At 58.9% G+C, this 17,979-nt stretch carries 19 protein-coding genes; 16 read left to right on the plus strand and 3 right to left on the minus strand.

Annotated elements, in window-relative coordinates; genetic code table 11:
* The 15 genes from Q1K07_RS18315 to Q1K07_RS18385 all read left to right on the plus strand — a co-directional run.
* Positions 1–1,300 (plus strand): Ig-like domain-containing protein (locus Q1K07_RS18315; RefSeq protein WP_300314377.1); only part of this gene is annotated, 1,300 nt, incomplete at its 5' end.
* Between the two features lie 353 nt (positions 1,301–1,653).
* Complete coding sequence (gene phnC, locus Q1K07_RS18320) at positions 1,654–2,523, plus strand: phosphonate ABC transporter ATP-binding protein (RefSeq protein ID WP_300314380.1); 870 nt, start codon at positions 1,654–1,656, stop codon at positions 2,521–2,523.
* A gap of 44 nt (positions 2,524–2,567) precedes the next feature.
* On the plus strand, positions 2,568–3,608 hold the full coding sequence (gene phnD, locus Q1K07_RS18325; RefSeq protein WP_300314383.1) for a phosphonate ABC transporter substrate-binding protein: 1,041 nt from the start codon (positions 2,568–2,570) through the stop codon (positions 3,606–3,608).
* An 8-nt stretch (positions 3,609–3,616) separates the two neighbouring features.
* Positions 3,617–4,423 carry a phosphonate ABC transporter, permease protein PhnE gene (gene phnE, locus Q1K07_RS18330; protein ID WP_300314387.1) on the plus strand — a complete coding sequence of 269 codons (807 nt, stop codon included), beginning with the start codon at positions 3,617–3,619 and terminating at the stop codon, positions 4,421–4,423.
* A gap of 22 nt (positions 4,424–4,445) precedes the next feature.
* On the plus strand, positions 4,446–5,267 hold the full coding sequence (gene phnF, locus Q1K07_RS18335; protein ID WP_300314390.1) for a phosphonate metabolism transcriptional regulator PhnF: 822 nt from the start codon (positions 4,446–4,448) through the stop codon (positions 5,265–5,267).
* Positions 5,264–5,695: a phosphonate C-P lyase system protein PhnG gene (gene phnG, locus Q1K07_RS18340; RefSeq protein WP_300314393.1), complete on the plus strand. Its 432-nt coding sequence runs from the start codon at positions 5,264–5,266 to the stop codon at positions 5,693–5,695. Before phnF ends, phnG begins: the two co-directional genes overlap by 4 nt.
* A gap of 3 nt (positions 5,696–5,698) precedes the next feature.
* The gene (gene phnH / locus Q1K07_RS18345; RefSeq protein ID WP_300314395.1) at positions 5,699–6,352 is read left to right on the plus strand and encodes a phosphonate C-P lyase system protein PhnH; all 654 of its coding nucleotides are present in this window, start codon (positions 5,699–5,701) and stop codon (positions 6,350–6,352) included.
* The gene (locus tag Q1K07_RS18350) at positions 6,352–7,500 is read left to right on the plus strand and encodes a carbon-phosphorus lyase complex subunit PhnI (protein WP_300314398.1); all 1,149 of its coding nucleotides are present in this window, start codon (positions 6,352–6,354) and stop codon (positions 7,498–7,500) included. The genes phnH and Q1K07_RS18350 overlap by 1 nt, the downstream gene beginning before the upstream one ends.
* The gene (locus Q1K07_RS18355; RefSeq protein ID WP_300314401.1) at positions 7,497–8,453 is read left to right on the plus strand and encodes an alpha-D-ribose 1-methylphosphonate 5-phosphate C-P-lyase PhnJ; all 957 of its coding nucleotides are present in this window, start codon (positions 7,497–7,499) and stop codon (positions 8,451–8,453) included. Before Q1K07_RS18350 ends, Q1K07_RS18355 begins: the two co-directional genes overlap by 4 nt.
* Entirely contained in the window at positions 8,450–9,259 is an 810-nt protein-coding gene (phnK, locus tag Q1K07_RS18360) for a phosphonate C-P lyase system protein PhnK (protein WP_300314404.1), read from the plus strand. The genes Q1K07_RS18355 and phnK overlap by 4 nt, the downstream gene beginning before the upstream one ends.
* Before the next feature lie 21 nt (positions 9,260–9,280).
* A complete protein-coding gene (locus Q1K07_RS18365) occupies positions 9,281–10,162 on the plus strand; it encodes an ATP-binding cassette domain-containing protein (RefSeq protein WP_300314407.1) in 882 nt (293 codons plus the stop codon).
* The gene (locus Q1K07_RS18370) at positions 10,162–11,310 is read left to right on the plus strand and encodes an alpha-D-ribose 1-methylphosphonate 5-triphosphate diphosphatase (protein ID WP_300314409.1); all 1,149 of its coding nucleotides are present in this window, start codon (positions 10,162–10,164) and stop codon (positions 11,308–11,310) included. The genes Q1K07_RS18365 and Q1K07_RS18370 overlap by 1 nt, the downstream gene beginning before the upstream one ends.
* Complete coding sequence (gene phnN / locus Q1K07_RS18375) at positions 11,310–11,894, plus strand: ribose 1,5-bisphosphokinase (RefSeq protein ID WP_300314411.1); 585 nt, start codon at positions 11,310–11,312, stop codon at positions 11,892–11,894. Before Q1K07_RS18370 ends, phnN begins: the two co-directional genes overlap by 1 nt.
* 43 nt (positions 11,895–11,937) lie before the next feature.
* Entirely contained in the window at positions 11,938–12,717 is a 780-nt protein-coding gene (gene phnP, locus Q1K07_RS18380) for a phosphonate metabolism protein PhnP (RefSeq protein WP_300314414.1), read from the plus strand.
* Positions 12,718–12,755: 38 nt separating this feature from the next.
* Entirely contained in the window at positions 12,756–13,190 is a 435-nt protein-coding gene (locus Q1K07_RS18385) for a DUF2214 family protein (protein WP_300314417.1), read from the plus strand.
* A gap of 153 nt (positions 13,191–13,343) precedes the next feature.
* On the opposite strand, the gene dkgB is transcribed toward Q1K07_RS18385, so the two are convergent.
* Complete coding sequence (gene dkgB / locus Q1K07_RS18390; RefSeq protein WP_300314420.1) at positions 13,344–14,153, minus strand: 2,5-didehydrogluconate reductase DkgB; 810 nt, start codon at positions 14,151–14,153, stop codon at positions 13,344–13,346.
* A gap of 65 nt (positions 14,154–14,218) precedes the next feature.
* On the minus strand, positions 14,219–15,403 hold the full coding sequence (locus Q1K07_RS18395) for an MFS transporter (protein WP_300314423.1): 1,185 nt from the start codon (positions 15,401–15,403) through the stop codon (positions 14,219–14,221).
* A gap of 132 nt (positions 15,404–15,535) precedes the next feature.
* On the opposite strand from Q1K07_RS18395, the gene Q1K07_RS18400 reads away from it, so the two are divergent.
* A complete protein-coding gene (locus Q1K07_RS18400; protein WP_300314426.1) occupies positions 15,536–16,420 on the plus strand; it encodes a LysR family transcriptional regulator in 885 nt (294 codons plus the stop codon).
* Between the two features lie 111 nt (positions 16,421–16,531).
* Here Q1K07_RS18400 and Q1K07_RS18405 read toward each other — a convergent pair whose 3' ends face one another.
* Positions 16,532–17,977, minus strand: coding sequence for an aldehyde dehydrogenase family protein (locus Q1K07_RS18405; RefSeq protein ID WP_300314429.1), 1,446 nt, complete (start codon positions 17,975–17,977; stop codon positions 16,532–16,534).
* Positions 17,978–17,979: the final 2 nt, after the last annotated feature.

Below are 17,979 nucleotides of genomic sequence, written 5' to 3' on the forward strand. Positions count from 1 at the left end.
CGAGGTTGTCATGAAGGTGGGTGGCGACACCTACACAGGGGTCGTGAACGAAGATGGCAAAACCTGGAGCGTGGATATTGATCCCGTCACCTGGAGCCACTTCAAGGACACCGACATCGACGTCAATGTCACGGTGACCAACGCCCAGGGCAACAGCGGTTCTGCCGTTCGTACGGTGGCTCTCGATATCACCACACCGATCATCTACTTCGATACCATCGCGGAAGATGACATCGTCAATGCCGCTGAACATGCCAAGGATCTGCCAATTGGCGGCACAGTCCTGGGGCTTGACGGTGGTGAGACGATGTATGTCGAGCTCAACGGCAAGACCTACACCACCACGGCAACGGCAGATGGTCGTTGGGCGTTGAATGTGCCGGCAGCGGATGTTGCTGAACTGGCAGACGGCGATCAGACGGTCTCTGTCAGCGTGACCGAAGGGGCCGGTAATACCGGAACTGCCTCGCACGACTTCCGTGTCGATACCGTCCTCCCGACCTTGACGGTCACCGAAGGGGTAACGCGCAGTGGTGACAACATTGTCACTCCTGACGAGCACGGTACGAACCTGGAGGTCTTCGGTACTTCCACAGGGCTGGATCACGACTTCGTCTATCTGGAAATTGCTGGCTTCACCTACAACATCCAGACATTCGATGATGGTACCTGGGGCATCGTGACTCGTCGCGCCGACATGGCCACGCTGACCGATGGTACGTACGAGATCAAACTCCACGCCACCAATGATGTGGGCAACGTGGCCGAGACTTCGGTTGAGCTGATTGTCGATGCGGGTGTGCCGTCTCTGCAGCTGGCATCGGCTGAAGCACCGGTACAGGATGCGGTGGTCGATGACCAGGCTGTTGCTGGTTCTGTGGATGATGACACCCTGGAGAGCACCCAGGCCGATGAGCACTTCACCATCGGTAACGGTGGCAATGACTCCGTGGTATACCACCTGCTGGATGCAGCGGATGCCACCGGTGGTAATGGTGCGGATCGTATCAGCGGCTTCACGGTTGGTGATGGCAATAATACTGCCGATGCCGATCGTATCGACCTGAGTGAGCTGCTTGCTGAGCGTCGTTCGACCGATGGCAATGATGATGGTGCTGAGATAACCGCAGAAGATCTCAGCGATTACCTGAGCGTTACCGTGAACGGCAGCGATACCGAGATTGCCATTGACCGTGATGGTGCCGGCTCTGCCCATGAGATGACCACTGTCGTGACCCTCTCTGGTGTGCAAACGGACCTGGCAACCTTGCTGGCCAACCACCAGTTGGTTGTCAACTAACGGATCGTCAGTTCGTTGACTGGTAACTGACAATCTCCGGGCGGTCGGCCAGCGCAGGGCAGCAATGCACTGGCCGACACCCAATATGGAGATAACGTGAACAAAACAGAAAGGGGATCCTGCGGGTCCCCTTTTTTGTGTCTGTCGTACAAATTTCTTGCTGTTCGTTTGTTGTCAAATGGATGTCAATCAGATGGCTTTTTGTTCTATCTCATTGATTTATATGCTCCATGTTGAATTGTGGGCGCAGGCAGGAAATTCAGGCTAAAAAATGTCATCTATCTGACATTGTCTAGACAACTGGGCTTCACATTCATCGCTGACACTGGCGTCAATCAAAGAGGAGAGACGTCATGTCCATTCCTGCAATGGAGTCCATCGTTGCACCTGTGACGCCGGCGATCCGGGTAGAGAAGCTGCAGAAATCGTTCGGGCAGCGTCAGGTACTCGATGACATCAGTTTTCTGGTTTACCCGGGACAGATGGTGGCTCTGATCGGGCCATCCGGTTCTGGCAAGTCCACTCTGCTGCGTCATTTGGTCGGCCTGACCTGTGCCAGTCGCGGCGGCAGTCTTGTTGCACTGCTGGGGCGGGAGATACAGAAAGCTGGCCGCATGCGGCGTGCAAGGCGTCAGGAACGTTGTCGTACAGGATATATCTTCCAGCAATTCAATCTGGTCGGTCGCCTGAGTGTGCTGACCAATGTTCTGGCTGGAAACCTGGGGCGTATGCCCCGTGGCCGGGCCTTGCTGGGGCGCTTCAACCAGGAAGAGAAAGCCCGGGCATTACGCTGTCTGGCACGTGTCGGTCTGGAAGAACTAGCTGACCAGCGGGCCAACACCTTGTCCGGCGGCCAGCAGCAGCGTGTTGCCATCGCTCGGGTTCTGATGCAGGACGCCGATGTGATTCTTGCCGATGAACCCATCGCTTCCCTTGACCCGCGCAGTGCCCGGGAAGTCATGGAGATTCTCAAGCGCATCCATGCCGAGGATGGTCGCACTGTGGTTGTCACTCTGCATCAAGTTGATGTGGCACGTCGCTATTGCCAGCGTGCCATCGCGCTCAAGGATGGGCGCATGTACTTCGATGATGCCATTGCCGAGCTTACCGACGAGCGCCTGCAGGCACTCTATGAAAACGCTGACCTCGATGAATTGCAGAACACTGCTCAGCAAGCTGAGAAAGGGTTCCGTGAGCCGTCATTGCAATACACCACTGCCTGACCACAACCGCCTGATCTCCCCCGGGCACTACAGGAGCATTCCTCATGTCATTCAAGGCACTCTCATTCACGACTCTCCGCCGACTGACCTTGCCGCTGGTGCTGGGTGCCAGCATGGCTATCGTGGCACCACTTGTCTCTGCCGAAGAACTGAAGTTCGGCATCATCTCCACCGAGTCCAGTCAGAACCAGGCGCCTTTATGGCAGCCCTTTCTCGATGACATGTCTGAGCAGATCGGTATGGAAGTGAAGCCGTTCTTTGCCACCGATTATGCTGCCGTAATCGAAGCCATGCGCTTCGACCAGATTGATCTGGCTTGGTATGGCAACAAATCGGCCATGGAAGCCGTCGACCGTGCAGGAGGTGAAGTATTCGCCCAGACCGTTCCTGAAAATGGCCAACCGGGATACTGGAGCCTGCTGATCGTCAACAAGGATAGCGACCTGCAGAGCGTCGATGATGTGCTGGCCAATGCTTCTGATCTGGTGTTTGGCAATGGCGACCCCAACTCCACTTCTGGCTACCTGGTGCCGGGTTATTACGTCTTTGCCAAAGCAGGTGTTGATGCTTCGACAGCGTTCAAGCGTACCCTGAATTCCAGCCATGAGACCAATGCCCTGGCGGTTGCCAACAAGCAGGTCGATGTGGCGACCTTCAATACCGAAAGCATGGAACGCCTGGAGATCACGGCACCTGACAAGGCCGAGCAATTGCGCGTGATCTGGAAGTCTCCGTTGATTCCATCAGATCCGCTGGTCTGGCGTAGCGATCTGGATGAGGAAACCAAGCAGAAGCTGCGTGACTTCCTGCTCAGCTACGGTGAGACCGCTGAAGAGAAGGAAATCCTGGCGCCACTGCAGTGGGCGCGTTTCGCTGAGTCCAGCAATGACCAACTGCTACCCATCCGTCAGTTGGCCATGTTCCAGAAGCGTGCCGCGGTCGAGAAGGATCAGAGCCTGTCCGACAGCGATCGGGAAGCTCGGCTTGCCGAGATCGATGCCAAGCTTGATGAGCTGGACAAGCGCATGGGTGAGATTCAGGCGGCCGATACCGGCGCCGAAACCAATTCCACGACTGCAGGCTGAATATCGCCATGAGTTCTCAGACTTCACCGATCGATGCTGCCTTGTCAGATCGTGCCCATGGCAAGCGAAGCTGGGTGACGCTAGCAATTTGGGGTATTGGCCTCGCCGTGCTGGCCTGGTCCTGGCAAGGCGCCGAGATGCAGCCGGGGCTACTGTTCTCCAATGCCGGTAACATGGCCACCCTGGCCGGGGATTTCTTTCCCCCGGCCTGGGGCAACATTGGCCACTACATTGACCTGATGCTGGTCACCATACAGATCGCGATATGGGGCACGTTGCTGGCCATCATCGTGGCCATTCCATGCAGTCTGCTATCTTCAGAGAATCTGGTGCCCTGGTGGGTGTACCAGCCGATGCGCCGGTTGATGGACGCCACACGTGCCATCAATGAACTGGTGTTTGCCATGCTGTTCGTGGTGGCAGTGGGGCTGGGTCCCTTCGCCGGTACCTTGGCACTGTTTGTTCATACCACAGGTGTGCTGGCCAAGCTGTTCTCCGAAGCGGTAGAGGCCAGTGACGCCGGTCCCATGGAAGGGATTCGTGTCACAGGGGCGGGGCGCATCGAGGAAATCGTCTTCGGGCTGATTCCTCAAGTACTGCCGCTGTGGATTTCGGTCAGCTTGTATCGTTTTGAATCGAACATTCGCTCGGCCACCGTGCTGGGCATGGTCGGGGGAGGGGGTATTGGTGTTGCGCTGTGGGAAACCATGCGTGGTTTCCAGTACGCCGAAACGGCCACCATCATGCTGGTGATCATCGTTGCCGTGACCGCGCTGGACATGGCTTCCCAGCGAGTGCGCAAGCGCTTCATCTGAGGCGCTTTTTCAAGGAGTTAGGATGTCTAGACAAGTTGCTGATCATGATGCCAAACCGAGGTATCGACAGCTAGCAGACACCTTGGCTCGGGAAGTCCGCAGTGACTTTTCACCAGGTGACCTGCTGCCCAGCGAGGCAGTGCTGGCCAAGCGTTTTGCTGTCAATCGTCATACGGTACGCCGGGCGCTGGATGAGCTGGTTGCCGCGGGGATAGTCACGCGCCATCAGGGGCGAGGCACCCAGGTGGTGGACCGCCGCCTCGATTACGCAGTGAATGCAGGCAGCAAGGTGACCCATAACCTGGCGGAGCTAGGGCTCGATACACAGACCCAATGCTTGAGTCAGGGATTGCTGCAACCTCCCGAGGCCATCGCCCAACGCTTTGGTGTATCACCTGATCATCCCCTGCTGTGTGTGGACACCTTGCGCAGTGTCGATGGGGCCGTGGTGTTGCGTCTGCGCCACTGGTTCGACCCTGAGCGTGTTCCGGGGTGGCAGCAGCGTTACCGCGGAGGCTCCACGCGTGCCGTACTGGCCCAGCACTATGGTCTGACCCTGACCCGTTCGCGAGTACGTCTTGAAGCCAGCCAGGCCGGCCCCGAAGACTGTCGGTTGCTGCAATGCCCCCATCTGGCGCCGCTATTGGTGCTGACCAGTGACAACGTCGATGGCGATGGCCGTCTGGTGGAAGTCTCCGTCAGCCGAGCCAGGGCCGATCGTATTGCCTACCACTTTGATTTCGACCATGGGGACTCTGGTGTGCCCGACGGTGGAGCGGCCGAGAGCCGTTCTGTCACGAGCCTTTCTGTCACGAACCACACTGAGCAAGGAGATACCGAATGACTCCCGCACAGCGTCATCGCATTTTCGCGTTGACCCCTTTCGACCGTCTTGCAGCGCATTGGCAGACCCTGGGCATCCGGGTCAGCCATCGCTGTGTGCGAGGCCCGGAAACCGGCATGACCATGGTGCGTGGCCGCATGGGCGGCTCAGGTAATGCCTTCAACCTGGGAGAGATGACACTGACCCGGGCCAGTGTGGCGCTGGAAGACGGGACGCTGGGGCATGGCTGGGTCGCCGGGCGCGACAAGGCGCATGCCGAGATGATTGCTGTCATTGATGCCTGTGCCCGTCACGACAATTGGGGACGACGCATCGATACCGAACTTGCCGAGCCACTGGCAGACGTATTGCAGCATGAGCGTGAGGAAAGATCGAAGGCTGCTGCAGCGACTCGGGTCGATTTCTTCACCATGGTCCGGGGGGAATAAGCCATGACGCAATTTGACGATAGTGTGCGAGTCCACGACTGGCCGGCGCTGAATGACGCTGTTCACCATGGCCAGCAGGTGTTCCGTCAGTTGCTAGGGGCGATGGCCGAGCCAGGCTCCCTTGTCGAGCTGGACATGGCGGCGTTGCCTGATGGTGTTGGTATTCCGTCGGCGGCCTGGGCCGCGGTGCTGACGCTGTGTGACCTGGATACCCGTATCTGGATCGATGCGAGGATCGAGGCGTCAGGCCTGGCGGCAGCGATCGCCTTCCATACCGGTGCCCGTGTGACACAGGTAGCTGAAGAAGCCGACTTTGCCTTGATCCTGCCGTCGACCCTGGGTGAGCCGCTGTGCTTCGCCGAAGGAATAGACGCTTATCCCGACCGCAGTACGACACTGATTGTCGCCGTGGAGTCCGTCGAGACCGGGGAAGATTGGCAGCTTTCCGGTCCCGGTATTCCTGATCGTCGTGGCCTGCATATCGGTGGCGATGGCGTCACTGCTCTGATGCAGCGCCTGATGGCCAATCGCACCAGTTTTCCCTGTGGGCTGGATGCTTTCATTGCCGCAGGAAGCCGGATCACGGCGATTCCTCGCAGCACCGCGATCATGCCCAGCGTGAACGCGCCGCAGCATGCAGAAGAGGAGGTGGCCTGATGTACGTTGCCGTCAAGGGAGGAGAGAAAGCGATCGCCAACGCTCACCGCTGGATGGCAGATCGCCGGCGTGGAAATCGCCAACAGGAAGAACTGGGTACTGCGCAGGTAGAAGAACAGTTGGGCCTGGCGGTCGACAGGGTGATGGCAGAAGCCTCGCTCTACGACCCAGAACTGGCTGCACTGGCATTCAAGCAGGCCAGTGGAGACCTGGTGGAAGCGGTCTTCCTGCTGCGTGCCTATCGCACGACCTTGCCGCGCCTGGCCGAAACGCTCCCGGTGGAAACCAGTGCCATGCACATCGAACGCCGCATCAGTGCCACCTTCAAGGATGTGCCTGGTGGGCAAGTGCTTGGCCCGACCTACGACTATACCCACCGTCTGCTCGATTTCATGCTGCTGGCAGAAGGAGAGGTGCCCGAACCTGCCCGCGCCGAAGAGGCCCTGGAAGCCTGTCCCCAGATTCTCGACAGCCTTGATGCAGAGGGCCTGATCGAGCAAGAAGTGGACGATGGCGCGATGCCCTATGACATCACCCGGGATCCGCCGGATTTCCCTGTCGATCGTGCTACGCGTCTGCAGATGCTGGCCCGGGGTGATGAGGGTTACCTGCTGGCTTTGGGGTATTCCACCCAGCGCGGCTATGGGCGCAATCATCCTTTTGCCGGGGAAATTCGCCAGGGTTCAGTGGAAGTGGAAATCGAGGTCGAAGGTTTCGATGAGCCTCTGTGCATCGGCGAGATCATGATGACGGAATGCCAGATGATCAATCAGTTTGCCGGGTCCCGTACCACAGCACCGCAGTTCACACGTGGCTATGGCCTGGCCTTTGGTCGCAATGAGCGCAAGACCATGGCCATGGCGCTGGTTGATCGTGCCTTGCGTGCCGAGGAGCTGGGCGAGCCGATTCAAGGTCCTGCCCAGCAGGCGGAATTCGTGCTGGCTCATGCCGACAGCGTCGAGGCCTCGGGCTTTGTTTCTCACCTGAAACTGCCGCATTACGTCGACTTTCAATCCGAGCTGGAACTGTTGCGTCGGCTACGGCGTGGATATGTCCAGCAGCATGAAGAAGCTGAAGCGTCCTCTTCCGAAGCGTCGCCGGCAGGTCAGGAGAGCCTGCGTACTGCTGTCGAGGAGGCTGCCCAATGAGTCATCGCAATGACGTGGCCAACGGTGATGCCATGAATACAGGTTATAACGATGGTTACAACTTCGCCTACCTGGATGAACAGACCAAACGCATGATTCGTCGTGCATTGCTCAAGGCGGTAGCGATTCCCGGGTACCAGGTCCCCTTCGGCGGGCGTGAAATGCCAATGCCCTATGGCTGGGGAACGGGAGGCATGCAACTGACGGCCAGTATTCTCGGGGCAGATGATGTGCTCAAGGTGATTGACCAGGGGGCGGATGACACCACCAACGCGGTCAGTATTCGTGCCTTCTTCGAACGTGTGGCTGGGGTGAAGACCACGACGGCCACGTCCGAGGCCAGTGTGATTCAGACTCGTCATCGTATTCCCGAAAAGGCACTGACCAAGGATCAGATCCTGGTATTCCAGGTGCCGATCCCCGAGCCATTGCGCTTCATCGAGCCCAGCGAAGAGGAAACCCGCGTGATGCATGCCCTCGAGGAATACGGCGTGATGCACGTCAAGCTCTACGAGGACATCGCACGCCATGGGCATATCGCGACGACCTATGCCTACCCGGTCAAGGTGGATGAACGCTATGTGATGGACCCATCGCCGATACCCAAGTTCGACAATCCCAAGTTGCATATGAACGAAGCGTTGATGTTGTTCGGCGCAGGCCGCGAGAAGCGCCTTTATGCCATCCCTCCCTACACCCGGGTCAAGAGTCTGGACTTCGAGGACCACCCCTTCGAGGTTCAGGTATGGGATGAGCCCTGCGCGATTTGCGGTGCCACCGACAGCTATCTCGATGAAGTGATCATCGATGATGCTGGCGGCCGCATGTTCGTGTGCTCGGATACCGATTACTGCCAGAGTCGGTCTGGCAGTGAGGCTCAATTATACGACGATCCATCACACGACGGTCAGCCACTCGATCGTAAACCCAAGAGTGCGGAGGAGATGGCATGAAGCGCCCGGAACTGGATCGCCCCGCCTTGCTGGAAGCACGTGGCATCACACGCCTGTATGGCCCCAACCAGGGGTGTCAGGACATCGAGTTCACCCTGCATCAAGGCGAGGTCCTGGGAATTGTCGGTGAGTCCGGCTCTGGCAAGTCGACATTGCTGCGGACCTTGTCCGGCCTGGAAAAGCCGGACCATGGCCAGGTGATTTACCACAGCCAGGAAGGCAGCAGCGCCGGCCAGGCAGGTGAGCTTGACCTGTATGCCATCAGTGAAGCACGCCGCAGGGCCCTATTGCGCATGGAATGGGGGCTGGTGCACCAGAATCCTCGCGATGGATTGCGTCTGGGGGTGTCCGCCGGTGCCAATGTCGGTGAACGCCTGATGGCACTGGGGCAACGCCACTACGGCAACCTGCGTGCTGCAGGGCAGGACTGGATGGCACGAGTGGAGCTCGATCCACGCCGTATCGATGATGCGCCTCGGACATTTTCCGGTGGCATGCAACAACGCCTGCAGATTGCTCGTACCTTGGTCACTCAACCGCGCCTGGTATTCATGGACGAACCGACCGGGGGACTGGACGTATCGGTGCAGGCACGTCTGCTCGACATGCTGCGTACGCTGACCCGTGAGCTGGGGCTGTCAGTGATTCTGGTCACCCACGATCTGGCTGTGGCGCGTCTGCTGTCCCACCGCCTGCTGGTAATGCGGCAAGGCAGGGTCGTCGAATCCGGCCTGACTGACCAGATCCTCGATGACCCACAGCATCCGTATACCCAGTTGCTGGTGTCCTCCGTGTTGACTCCCTGACAGGTGCCCAAGATGACAGCCATGATCAAACCTTTTCTGAGTGCCGAAGCACTTTCCAAGAGCTTCACGCTGCATTCCCAGGGCGGTCAGCATCTAGTGGTAATGCATGACCTCAACCTTCAACTGGCGCCAGGAGAGTGCCTGGTGCTGGCCGGCCGCAGCGGTATCGGCAAGAGCACGCTGTTGAAGATGGTCAACGGCAACTACCGGGTTTCTGCCGGCCGCCTGACGCTGCATTTTGATAGCGAAGATGGCTCAGACCACGCTGATGGCTCTGACTACGCTGATGGCTCTGACCACGCTGATGGCTCTGACAGCGGCGAACTGGAGCTTTCGACCCTGCCCGCCCACGCTTGGCATGTGCTGCGTCGCGACGTGATCGGTTATGTCAGCCAGTTCCTGCGAGTGGTTCCGCGAGTCAGTACCCGGGAAGTCGTGATGGAGCCGTTATTGAGCCGTGGCGCTGGCGAGGTTGAGGCCCGCCAGCGTGCTGAAGCGATGCTGGCGCGACTCAACCTGCCCGAGCGTCTGTGGGACCTTGCGCCGGGCACCTTCTCCGGCGGGGAGCAGCAGCGTGTCAACATCGCTCGGGGTTTCATTGCCGAGCATCCGCTGCTCCTGCTGGATGAGCCCACGGCTTCTCTGGATGCCGCCAACCGAGACGTGGTGGTCGAGTTGATCCTGGAAGCGAAGGCGCGGGGGACTGCCATGCTGGGTATCTTCCACGATGAGGATGTCCGTGACCGGGTTGCGGACCGCTTGCTGCATCTCGAAGCCACTGTTCTCGAAACCTCTTGTCTTGAAACTACAAACACAGGTCTTGAAAACACAGGTCTTGAAACCACGGGCCTTGAAAGTACGGGTCTCAAAACCACTTCACCGACGACAGAGGAAACCGAGTGATGGGTATCAATGATCAGATCTTGACCAACGCTCGCCTGGTGCTCGATGACGAGGTCGTGGCGGGCAGCCTGGTGATCAAGGATGGACACATTGCCGCCGTGGAGCAGGGTCCGATTTCCCTGCCGGGAGTCGTGGACTGCCAGGGCGATATTCTGATGCCCGGAATGATCGAGCTGCATACCGACAACATGGAAAAGTATTTCCAGCCTCGCCCCAAGGTGTCCTGGCCAAGCCGCCAGGCGGCCCTGGCCCATGATGCTCAGATGGCGGCCAGTGGTATCACCACCGTATTCGATGCGGTTTCCATCGGCGATGTCGATGAACAGAGCATGCGCCATGGGGCCCTGGGCGAGATGGTGGCCTCGCTGGAGGACATCTCGCGCAGTGGCATATCCCGGGTCGAACACTATCTCCACCTGCGCTGTGAAGTGTGTCATCCCGATACGCTGGAACGCTTCACATCATTGCTGGAGACGTCGAATCTGGGGCTGGTGTCACTGATGGACCATTCGCCGGGACAGCGTCAGTTCGTCAGCCTGGATGCCTACCGCACCTACTACCAGGGCAAGCATCGTCTGGATGATGCCAGCATGGATGCCTTCATTGAACGCCAGCTGGCCAACAGCGCCCAGTATTCCAGTGCCAATCGCCAGGCCATTGCCGCGATTTGCCGGGAGCGTGGCATCGCGCTGGCCAGTCATGATGATGCCACGGTGGAGCATGTGGCCGAGAGCGTCGAGTATGGCACCCAAGTGGCTGAATTCCCCACTACCCGCGAGGCGGCCGTGGCCTCTCATCGTAATGGCCTGGCGGTGATGATGGGAGCACCCAACGTGGTTCGCGGAGGGTCACATTCCGGCAACATTGCCGCGGTAGAACTTGTGCGTCTAGGCGTGCTCGATGTGCTGTCTTCCGATTACTACCCGGCCGCCTTGCTTGACGCCATATTCCGTATCGCTGCCATGGAGGATGGCTACCCACTGCCGCGTGCCGTGGCCTGTGCCACTCGCCACCCGGCCGAGGCGGTGGGTCTGACGGATCGCGGGCGGATTGCGGCAGGGCTACGTGCCGACCTGGTCCGCGTGCGTGAGGTCGATGGTCATCCGCTGGTACAGCGGGTGTGGTGCGCCGGCCGGCAGGTGCACTGATGGGCAGACTCATCTATCTGATCGGCGCCAGTGGCGTGGGCAAGGACAGCCTGCTGAATGAAGCGCGCAAGGTGCGCCCGGACTGGCTGGTTGCCCACCGTTATATCACTCGGGATAGTGGCACGACCGAGCGCTGTGTGACGTTGAGTGAAGCCGAGTTTGCCAAGCGGCAGGCGCTGAGAATGTTCTGTCTGCATTGGCGCGCTCATGGGTTGTGTTATGGCGTAGGCACGGAAGTAGAGGATTGGTGTCGGCGTGGTACCCATGTATTGCTCAATGGCAGCAGGAGGGCCTTGCCTCAGGCATGGGAACGTTTCGGGACGACCCTTCTGCCGGTCGTGGTCACGGCGTCCACGGCCGTGTTGCGAGAGCGTCTTGAGCAACGCGGTCGCGAGACTCCGGAGCAGATTGCCGATCGCCTGGCGCGGCACCTGGAAATCGAGGAGGAGTTGGCCCGCGAGCATCCTGAACTGGCGCGGATTGATAATGGTGGCACCCTGCAACAGAGCCTGGAGGCCTTGGCCGAGCTTATCGATAGCACGGATGCCGGATGTCACAAGAGCAAGTGTGGCAAGAGCTTGTAACCAGAACTTGTAACCAGAACTTGTAACTGGGAATGGAGAGGCCATGGAGTTTCGCTTCATCGGCACTGGCGACAGTGCTCAGGTGCCACGTTTTGGCTGTGACTGCGTCGCCTGTACCAAGGCACGCGTATTTACCAGTCATCAGCGTGGTCCTTGCTGCGCTGAGGTATGGGTAGACGGGAAGCGCTATCTGCTGGATGCCGGGCGTACCGATCTGGCCCACAGTTGTGAGCTGGAACGGCCTGCCGCCTTTTTCATCACCCATTACCATGCGGACCACGTGCAGGGGCTTTTTCACCTGCGCTGGGGAACGGGAGCGTCCATCCCGGTATATGGCCCCAAGGATGCGCAGGGCTGTGCGGACCTCTACCGCAACCATGGCGTGCTGGATTTTCAGCCCGGGCTCAAGCCATTCAAGACCTTGAAACTGGATTCTCTCTCCGTGACACCGGTACCGCTCAATCACAGTAAACCGACCCTGGGGTATTGTCTGGACGATGGCGGCACACGCCTGGCGTACCTGACCGATACCTTGGGGCTGCCAGTGGAAACCGAGCGCTTTCTGCGCGATTGGGGGGCCGACGTGATCATCCTGGACGCCTGCCACCCGGCCTCCCATACTCATCCACGTAATCACAACACCATCACCCAGGCTCTGGAAATCATTACCCGTCTGGATCCACCCCGGGCCTACCTGACGCATATCAGTCATGATCTTGATGCTGAATGCATTGCCCATCCCCCCGTGTTACCTGCCAAGGTACGCATTGCCCGGGATGGTGAGAGCCTGGAAGATGGAGGGAAAATGCGTGCGGTCTCCTGAATGGAAGGCGCCACCAGAAAAGTGTAGGGAGAAGCAATATGCTTGAACTGTCGATACGTTATCTACACTTCATGGGGATTCTGGTGCTGGTATCCATGCTGGTGGTGGAACACCTGCTGTTGAAAGGGGAGTTGCTGGCGGAAGAGCTGCGCCGACTGGCGAGGGTGGATGCCATTTATGGCATTTCAGCATTAGTGGTGTTGGCAACCGGGCTGACGATGTGGCTGCTGGTGGGGAAGCCCGCCGGATTTTACACTGCCAATCCGGTGTTTCATGCCAAGGTGACCCTGTTCATCCTGCTGGCTCTGCTGTCGATCTATCCAACGATCTTTCTTACCAGGCATCGCCGGAGTGCCTCTGCGTCGGTTTCCGTCCCGCGCCTGATCCCTGTGCTGCTGCGCATTGAGCTGTTTGGCATCATCGTGATTCCGCTGCTGGCCGTTCTCATGGCAAGAGGCGTGGGCCTCGGCTAGTCGTTGTCTGCTCCCATGTGTCGATGAAACACACACCTGTCGCTGGGTTGACTTTGCCTGTCGACAAACTCCTGCGCCCGGTCAGCTCTGCTCGACCGGGCGCAGAAGGTTCGCATCAGAGAATGATGAGAGAGTTTCTAGAGAGTTGATCGATTACTGATCCCACTCGGGGGCAAAGTCCGGGTTGGCAACACGCTCACCACGGTCCAGGCTGGCAATGGCCGCCATTTCATCATCGGACAACTGCAGCTTCAGCGCCTCGATATTGCTTTTCAGGTTTTTTGCCTTGGTGGAGGACGGGAAGGTGGGAATACCGAGCTGATTCAACCAGGCGATAGCAATCTGTGCAGGGCTGACCGCGTGGCGTTCAGCGATACCCTTGAGCGTTTCATCATCCATCACCTTGCCCACTGCCAAGGGCATGAAGGCGGTCGGCGTGATGCCATGGCGTTGGCAATGAGCGACCAGCTCACGGTTCTGCAGGAACGGGTGTATCTCGATTTGATTAGTGAGAATTTCCCCTTCTCCGAGGATCTCCACGGCCTGACTGACCTGGGTGATAGTGAAGTTGGAGATGCCGATATGGCGGGCTTTTCCTGCCTCCTTGACCTCTTTCAGTGCCGTCAGGTAATCCTGCATTGGCACCGCGTTGCCGGGAGAAGGCCAGTGAATCAGCAGCAGGTCGACATATTCCATGCCGAGCCTCTCCAGGCTTTCATCAACACTGGCTTTAAGATCTGCCGGCTCCAGGCGTTCCCACCACACCTTGGTGGTAATGAAGAGCTCTTCACGCGGCACGCCACTGTCATTCAGCGTTGCGCCAACTTCAGCTTCATTGCCATAGAACTGAGCGGTATCGAAATGGCGATAGCCGAGTTTCAGCGCTTCCTCGATGGCGAATTTCAGCGTGTCGCCTGTCAGGCGAAAGGTACCCAGTCCGGGATTGGGAATTGCAGTTGTCATGGCAGCTCTATCTTTATGGGTTGCAGGGGTGATACGAATCGGTCTTGTAAAGTTAGCATGCAAATTTACTGAGTGCTGGGCAAGCGAGTCATGCGGCGCTGGTCCAGGACACCAGACAGACGAGTGGCCAGCAGGGCAAACAGTACGATGATCGCGCCGATCCAGGCCGTGTCGGTGAGCTCCATGGTATCGACAGTCCAGCCTCCGACCAGCGAACCCAGGGCAATGCCGATGTTGAACGCCGCGATATTCAATCCTGAGGCGACGTCCACGGCTTCCGGGACATAGCGCTCGGCCAGCTGTACCACATAGACCTGGAGCCCCGGGACATTACCAAAGGCAAAGGCTCCCCAGACCACGATAGTGAGAATGGCAGTCAGCGGATGTGGCGCAGTGAAAGCGAAGGTCAACAGAATCAGCGCCAGGCCGGCGAAGATGAGGTACAGAGCACCGATAGGGCCTTGGCGGTCGGCGAGCTTTCCTCCATACAGGTTACCTATGGCGACCGAAGCACCATATACCAGCATGATCAAGCTGACGCTGTTGCTGCTGAAGCCGCTGACCTGCTCAAGGATGGGAGCGAGGAAGGTGAAAGCAGTGAAAGTGCCACCATACCCCAGGATGGTAATTGCATAGACCAGCAGCAGACGCGGATGGGTCAATACCTTGAGTTGCTGGGAGAGACTGGCGGGAGCTGGACGCTTGAGATTGCGTGGTACCAGCAGTGCACTTCCGAGCAGAGCGATGACACCGAGCAACGACACCACCAGGAACGTTGCGCGCCAGCCAAAGTGCTGGCCGATCCAGGTGCCCAGAGGCACTCCTGTTACCAGTGCCACGGTCAGGCCGGTGAACATGATGGCAATGGCGCTGGCTTCCTTGTCCTTGCTGACCAGGCTGGTGGCAATGGTCGAACCAATGGAGAAGAACACACCGTGGGCCAGTCCGGTCAGCACGCGAGCCGCAATCAAGGAACCATAGCCTGGCGCTTGCCAGGCCAGCAGATTTCCTGCAATGAACAGGCTCATCAGTGCAAGGAGTACCCACTTGCGGTTGAAGCGACTGCTCAATGCGGTGAGCACCGGTGCACCGATGGCAACGCCGAGTGCATAGAGACTGACCAGCAGGCCCGCTGAAGGCAGGCTGACAGCCAGATCAGAGGCAATGGTGGGCACCAGTCCGACGATCACGAACTCGGTGGTGCCAATGGCAAAGGCGCTCAGGGTAAGCGCGAACAGGGCAATAGGCATGGAGAACTCTCCCGAAACAATGGCAAGGACGCTGGCGTCCTGTGAATGCGGCGCAGTGTGGCGGGAGAAACTTTTTCGATAAATGCTATATTCGGGAAAATACCTTTGTACAAATCGAGATAATTGGCCTGGATGAAAACTCGCTCCGATGATCTGGAACTCTTGCTGGCGGTAGTGGATGCTGGAGGCTTCAGTGCCGCAGCGCAGCGCCTGGATATTCCCGTTGCCCGTGTATCACGTGCCATTCAGCGGCTTGAACATAATCTGCAGGTGCCGCTGCTCAACCGTACCACGCGCAGTGTCGCGTTGACGGCCGAAGGACGTTGCTTTGTCGATGAAGTACGTACAGGACTCGAGCAGCTCAATGCTGCCGAGGAAGCCTTGTCACTGGCCCAGGGTGAGCCGCGTGGTCGCTTGCGAGTCGATGCTGCCAGCCCCTTTGTGCTGCATCAGCTAGTGCCTCTGGTAGCCGAGTTCCGCCAGCGTTATCCCGCCATTGAGCTGGAGCTGACGGCCAGTGATGATATCATCAACCTACTCGAACAACGCACGGATGTTGCCATTCGCATCGGTGCACTGACGGATTCCTCGTTGCATGCCAGGTTGCTGGGGCGTTCGCGCCTGTATCTGGTCGCCAGCCCCGACTATCTAGCCAGCGCCGGGACACCAGTATCCTCCGCGGACCTTGTCCATCATCAGCGTATTGGCTTTCTCGGCTCGAACGTCCTCAACCAGTGGCCGGTGGATGGGCTGGATGGCGAGATAGCGCCGACACTGGCTTCATCCAGTGGTGAAGTCGTCCGTCAGCTGTGCCTGGCAGGCCAGGGTATTGCCTGCCTGTCAAACTTCATGATCGGCGAGGATGTCAGGGCCGGGCGCCTCAAGCCCGTACTCAGCGAGCTGATGCGGCATGGTGGCGCCCGCGAGCAGGTTCAGGCGGTGTACTATCGTAACACCGCCATGTCGGTACGCATTCAAGCCTTCCTGGATGTCATTGCACCGCGCCTGACGTTGTGATGTCGCTTTTTCAAGTCTTCTGGCTGGGCTCTTTGAACTGATAAGCATGGTGCTGCAGGTATCTCATCCAGTTTGACTGGATGAGATACTCCATTCTTACGCTATCCAGGGTTATACCGGCCCGATCAGATGCTTCACTGCGAGGTAGCCCGCCAGACCCCAGGGGCCCAGTTCGCGGCCGATGCCGCTGATACCGAAGCCGCCCCAGCTGGCTTCAGGCATGACGATCTGCTCACTGTTGTACCAGATGCTGCCTGCACGCAGTTGACGGCCGACTCGGCGGGCACGTTCGACATCACTGGAGATGACAGTGGCCGCCAAACCGAAGTCGCTGTCGTTGGCCAGTTGAATGGCTTTTTCTTCACTGGCCGCAGAGCGCGCGCACAGTACCGGGCCGAAGATTTCCTCGCGCCACAGTCGGCTGTCGGTCGGAACATCGCGGAACAGGGTGGGAGCAATGAACTCGCCCTGAGCGGGGAGCTGACGGTGGCTGGCATCACGCACGGCAACCAGACCTTCGTCACGGGCAATGGCAAGATAGTCTTCCACGGCCTGGCGCTGGCGTGCGCTGGTCATGGGGCCCAGGTCGGTGTCTTCGGCCAGTGGGTCACCCAGGCGAATGGCATCCATGCGTACGGCCAGGGCCGCATACAGGCCTTCGGCCAGTGACTGGTGCACAATCAGGCGTGAGGTCGCCGAGCAGATCTGGCCAGAGTTGAAATAGATGCCGGCCATGACCCAATCCGCGGCCTGCTCGATATCAGCATCATCCAGAACCAGAATCGGCGATTTGCCGCCCAGCTCAAGAGACACGCCACGAATGCCCTTGGCAGCGGCGAGCATGACCTTTTCCCCCACGGCATTGCTGCCGGTGAAGGACAGTTTGTCCACTCCCGGATGCGCTGATAATGGAGCACCGATGCCTTGGCCATCGCCATGAACCAGGTTGAAGACGCCCGCGGGAAGGTCAATCTCCAGGGCAATTTCGGCCAATGTCTGCTCCGGCAATGGTGTCACTTCCGAAGGTTTGAAGACAATGGTGCAACCCGCAGCCAGTGCCGGTGCAATTTTCCAGGCGCTGGTGACCAGCGGGAAGTTCCATGGCGTGATCAGGCCGACCACGCCCACCGGGTCTTCGTAGGTGCGGGCTTCGACGCCGTCCATGGCATGTTCGACAAGCCTTCCCTGACGCTGCTCCAGGGCTCGCGCCTGATCGGCGTAATAGCGATAGCAGGCAATGGCATCATCCAGGTCGATGCCGGCCTCGGCCAGAGGCTTGCCGTTGTTGATCGCGGACAGGCGCATCAATGCTTCACGGCGCTCGGTCAGGGCATCGGCAAAGGCATCCAGATAAGCGCCGCGACGATAGCCGCCCAGGCCCTGCCATATTGGCAGAGCCTGACGAGCCGCTGCGACGGCTGCATCGACATCAGCAGGATCGCCGGCGGTGAGTTCAGCAATCTGTTCCTGGCGATAAGGATCGGTGACGGCCAAGCGGCGAGCACCGTGGCTTTCCACCCAGTGGTTACCAATGAATTGTTGAGTGAGTCGTTGCATGG

It is taken from the genome of Halomonas sp. (assembly GCF_029263665.1).
Lineage (GTDB): Bacteria > Pseudomonadota > Gammaproteobacteria > Pseudomonadales > Halomonadaceae > Halomonas.

Bases quoted from the DNA above. Each gene is read 5' to 3' on its own strand.
- phnC (WP_300314380.1), top strand. From the start codon at position 1,654: ATGTCCATTCCTGCAATGGAGTCCATCGTTGCACCTGTGACGCCGGCG.
- phnD (WP_300314383.1), top strand. From the start codon at position 2,568: ATGTCATTCAAGGCACTCTCATTCACGACTCTCCGCCGACTGACCTTG.
- phnE (WP_300314387.1), top strand. From the start codon at position 3,617: ATGAGTTCTCAGACTTCACCGATCGATGCTGCCTTGTCAGATCGTGCC.
- phnF (WP_300314390.1), top strand. From the start codon at position 4,446: ATGTCTAGACAAGTTGCTGATCATGATGCCAAACCGAGGTATCGACAG.
- phnG (WP_300314393.1), top strand. From the start codon at position 5,264: ATGACTCCCGCACAGCGTCATCGCATTTTCGCGTTGACCCCTTTCGAC.
- phnH (WP_300314395.1), top strand. From the start codon at position 5,699: ATGACGCAATTTGACGATAGTGTGCGAGTCCACGACTGGCCGGCGCTG.
- Q1K07_RS18350 (WP_300314398.1), top strand. From the start codon at position 6,352: ATGTACGTTGCCGTCAAGGGAGGAGAGAAAGCGATCGCCAACGCTCAC.
- Q1K07_RS18355 (WP_300314401.1), top strand. From the start codon at position 7,497: ATGAGTCATCGCAATGACGTGGCCAACGGTGATGCCATGAATACAGGT.
- phnK (WP_300314404.1), top strand. From the start codon at position 8,450: ATGAAGCGCCCGGAACTGGATCGCCCCGCCTTGCTGGAAGCACGTGGC.
- Q1K07_RS18365 (WP_300314407.1), top strand. From the start codon at position 9,281: ATGATCAAACCTTTTCTGAGTGCCGAAGCACTTTCCAAGAGCTTCACG.
- Q1K07_RS18370 (WP_300314409.1), top strand. From the start codon at position 10,162: ATGGGTATCAATGATCAGATCTTGACCAACGCTCGCCTGGTGCTCGAT.
- phnN (WP_300314411.1), top strand. From the start codon at position 11,310: ATGGGCAGACTCATCTATCTGATCGGCGCCAGTGGCGTGGGCAAGGAC.
- phnP (WP_300314414.1), top strand. From the start codon at position 11,938: ATGGAGTTTCGCTTCATCGGCACTGGCGACAGTGCTCAGGTGCCACGT.
- Q1K07_RS18385 (WP_300314417.1), top strand. From the start codon at position 12,756: ATGCTTGAACTGTCGATACGTTATCTACACTTCATGGGGATTCTGGTG.
- dkgB (WP_300314420.1), bottom strand. From the start codon at position 14,153: ATGACAACTGCAATTCCCAATCCCGGACTGGGTACCTTTCGCCTGACA.
- Q1K07_RS18395 (WP_300314423.1), bottom strand. From the start codon at position 15,403: ATGCCTATTGCCCTGTTCGCGCTTACCCTGAGCGCCTTTGCCATTGGC.
- Q1K07_RS18400 (WP_300314426.1), top strand. From the start codon at position 15,536: ATGAAAACTCGCTCCGATGATCTGGAACTCTTGCTGGCGGTAGTGGAT.
- Q1K07_RS18405 (WP_300314429.1), bottom strand. From the start codon at position 17,977: ATGCAACGACTCACTCAACAATTCATTGGTAACCACTGGGTGGAAAGC.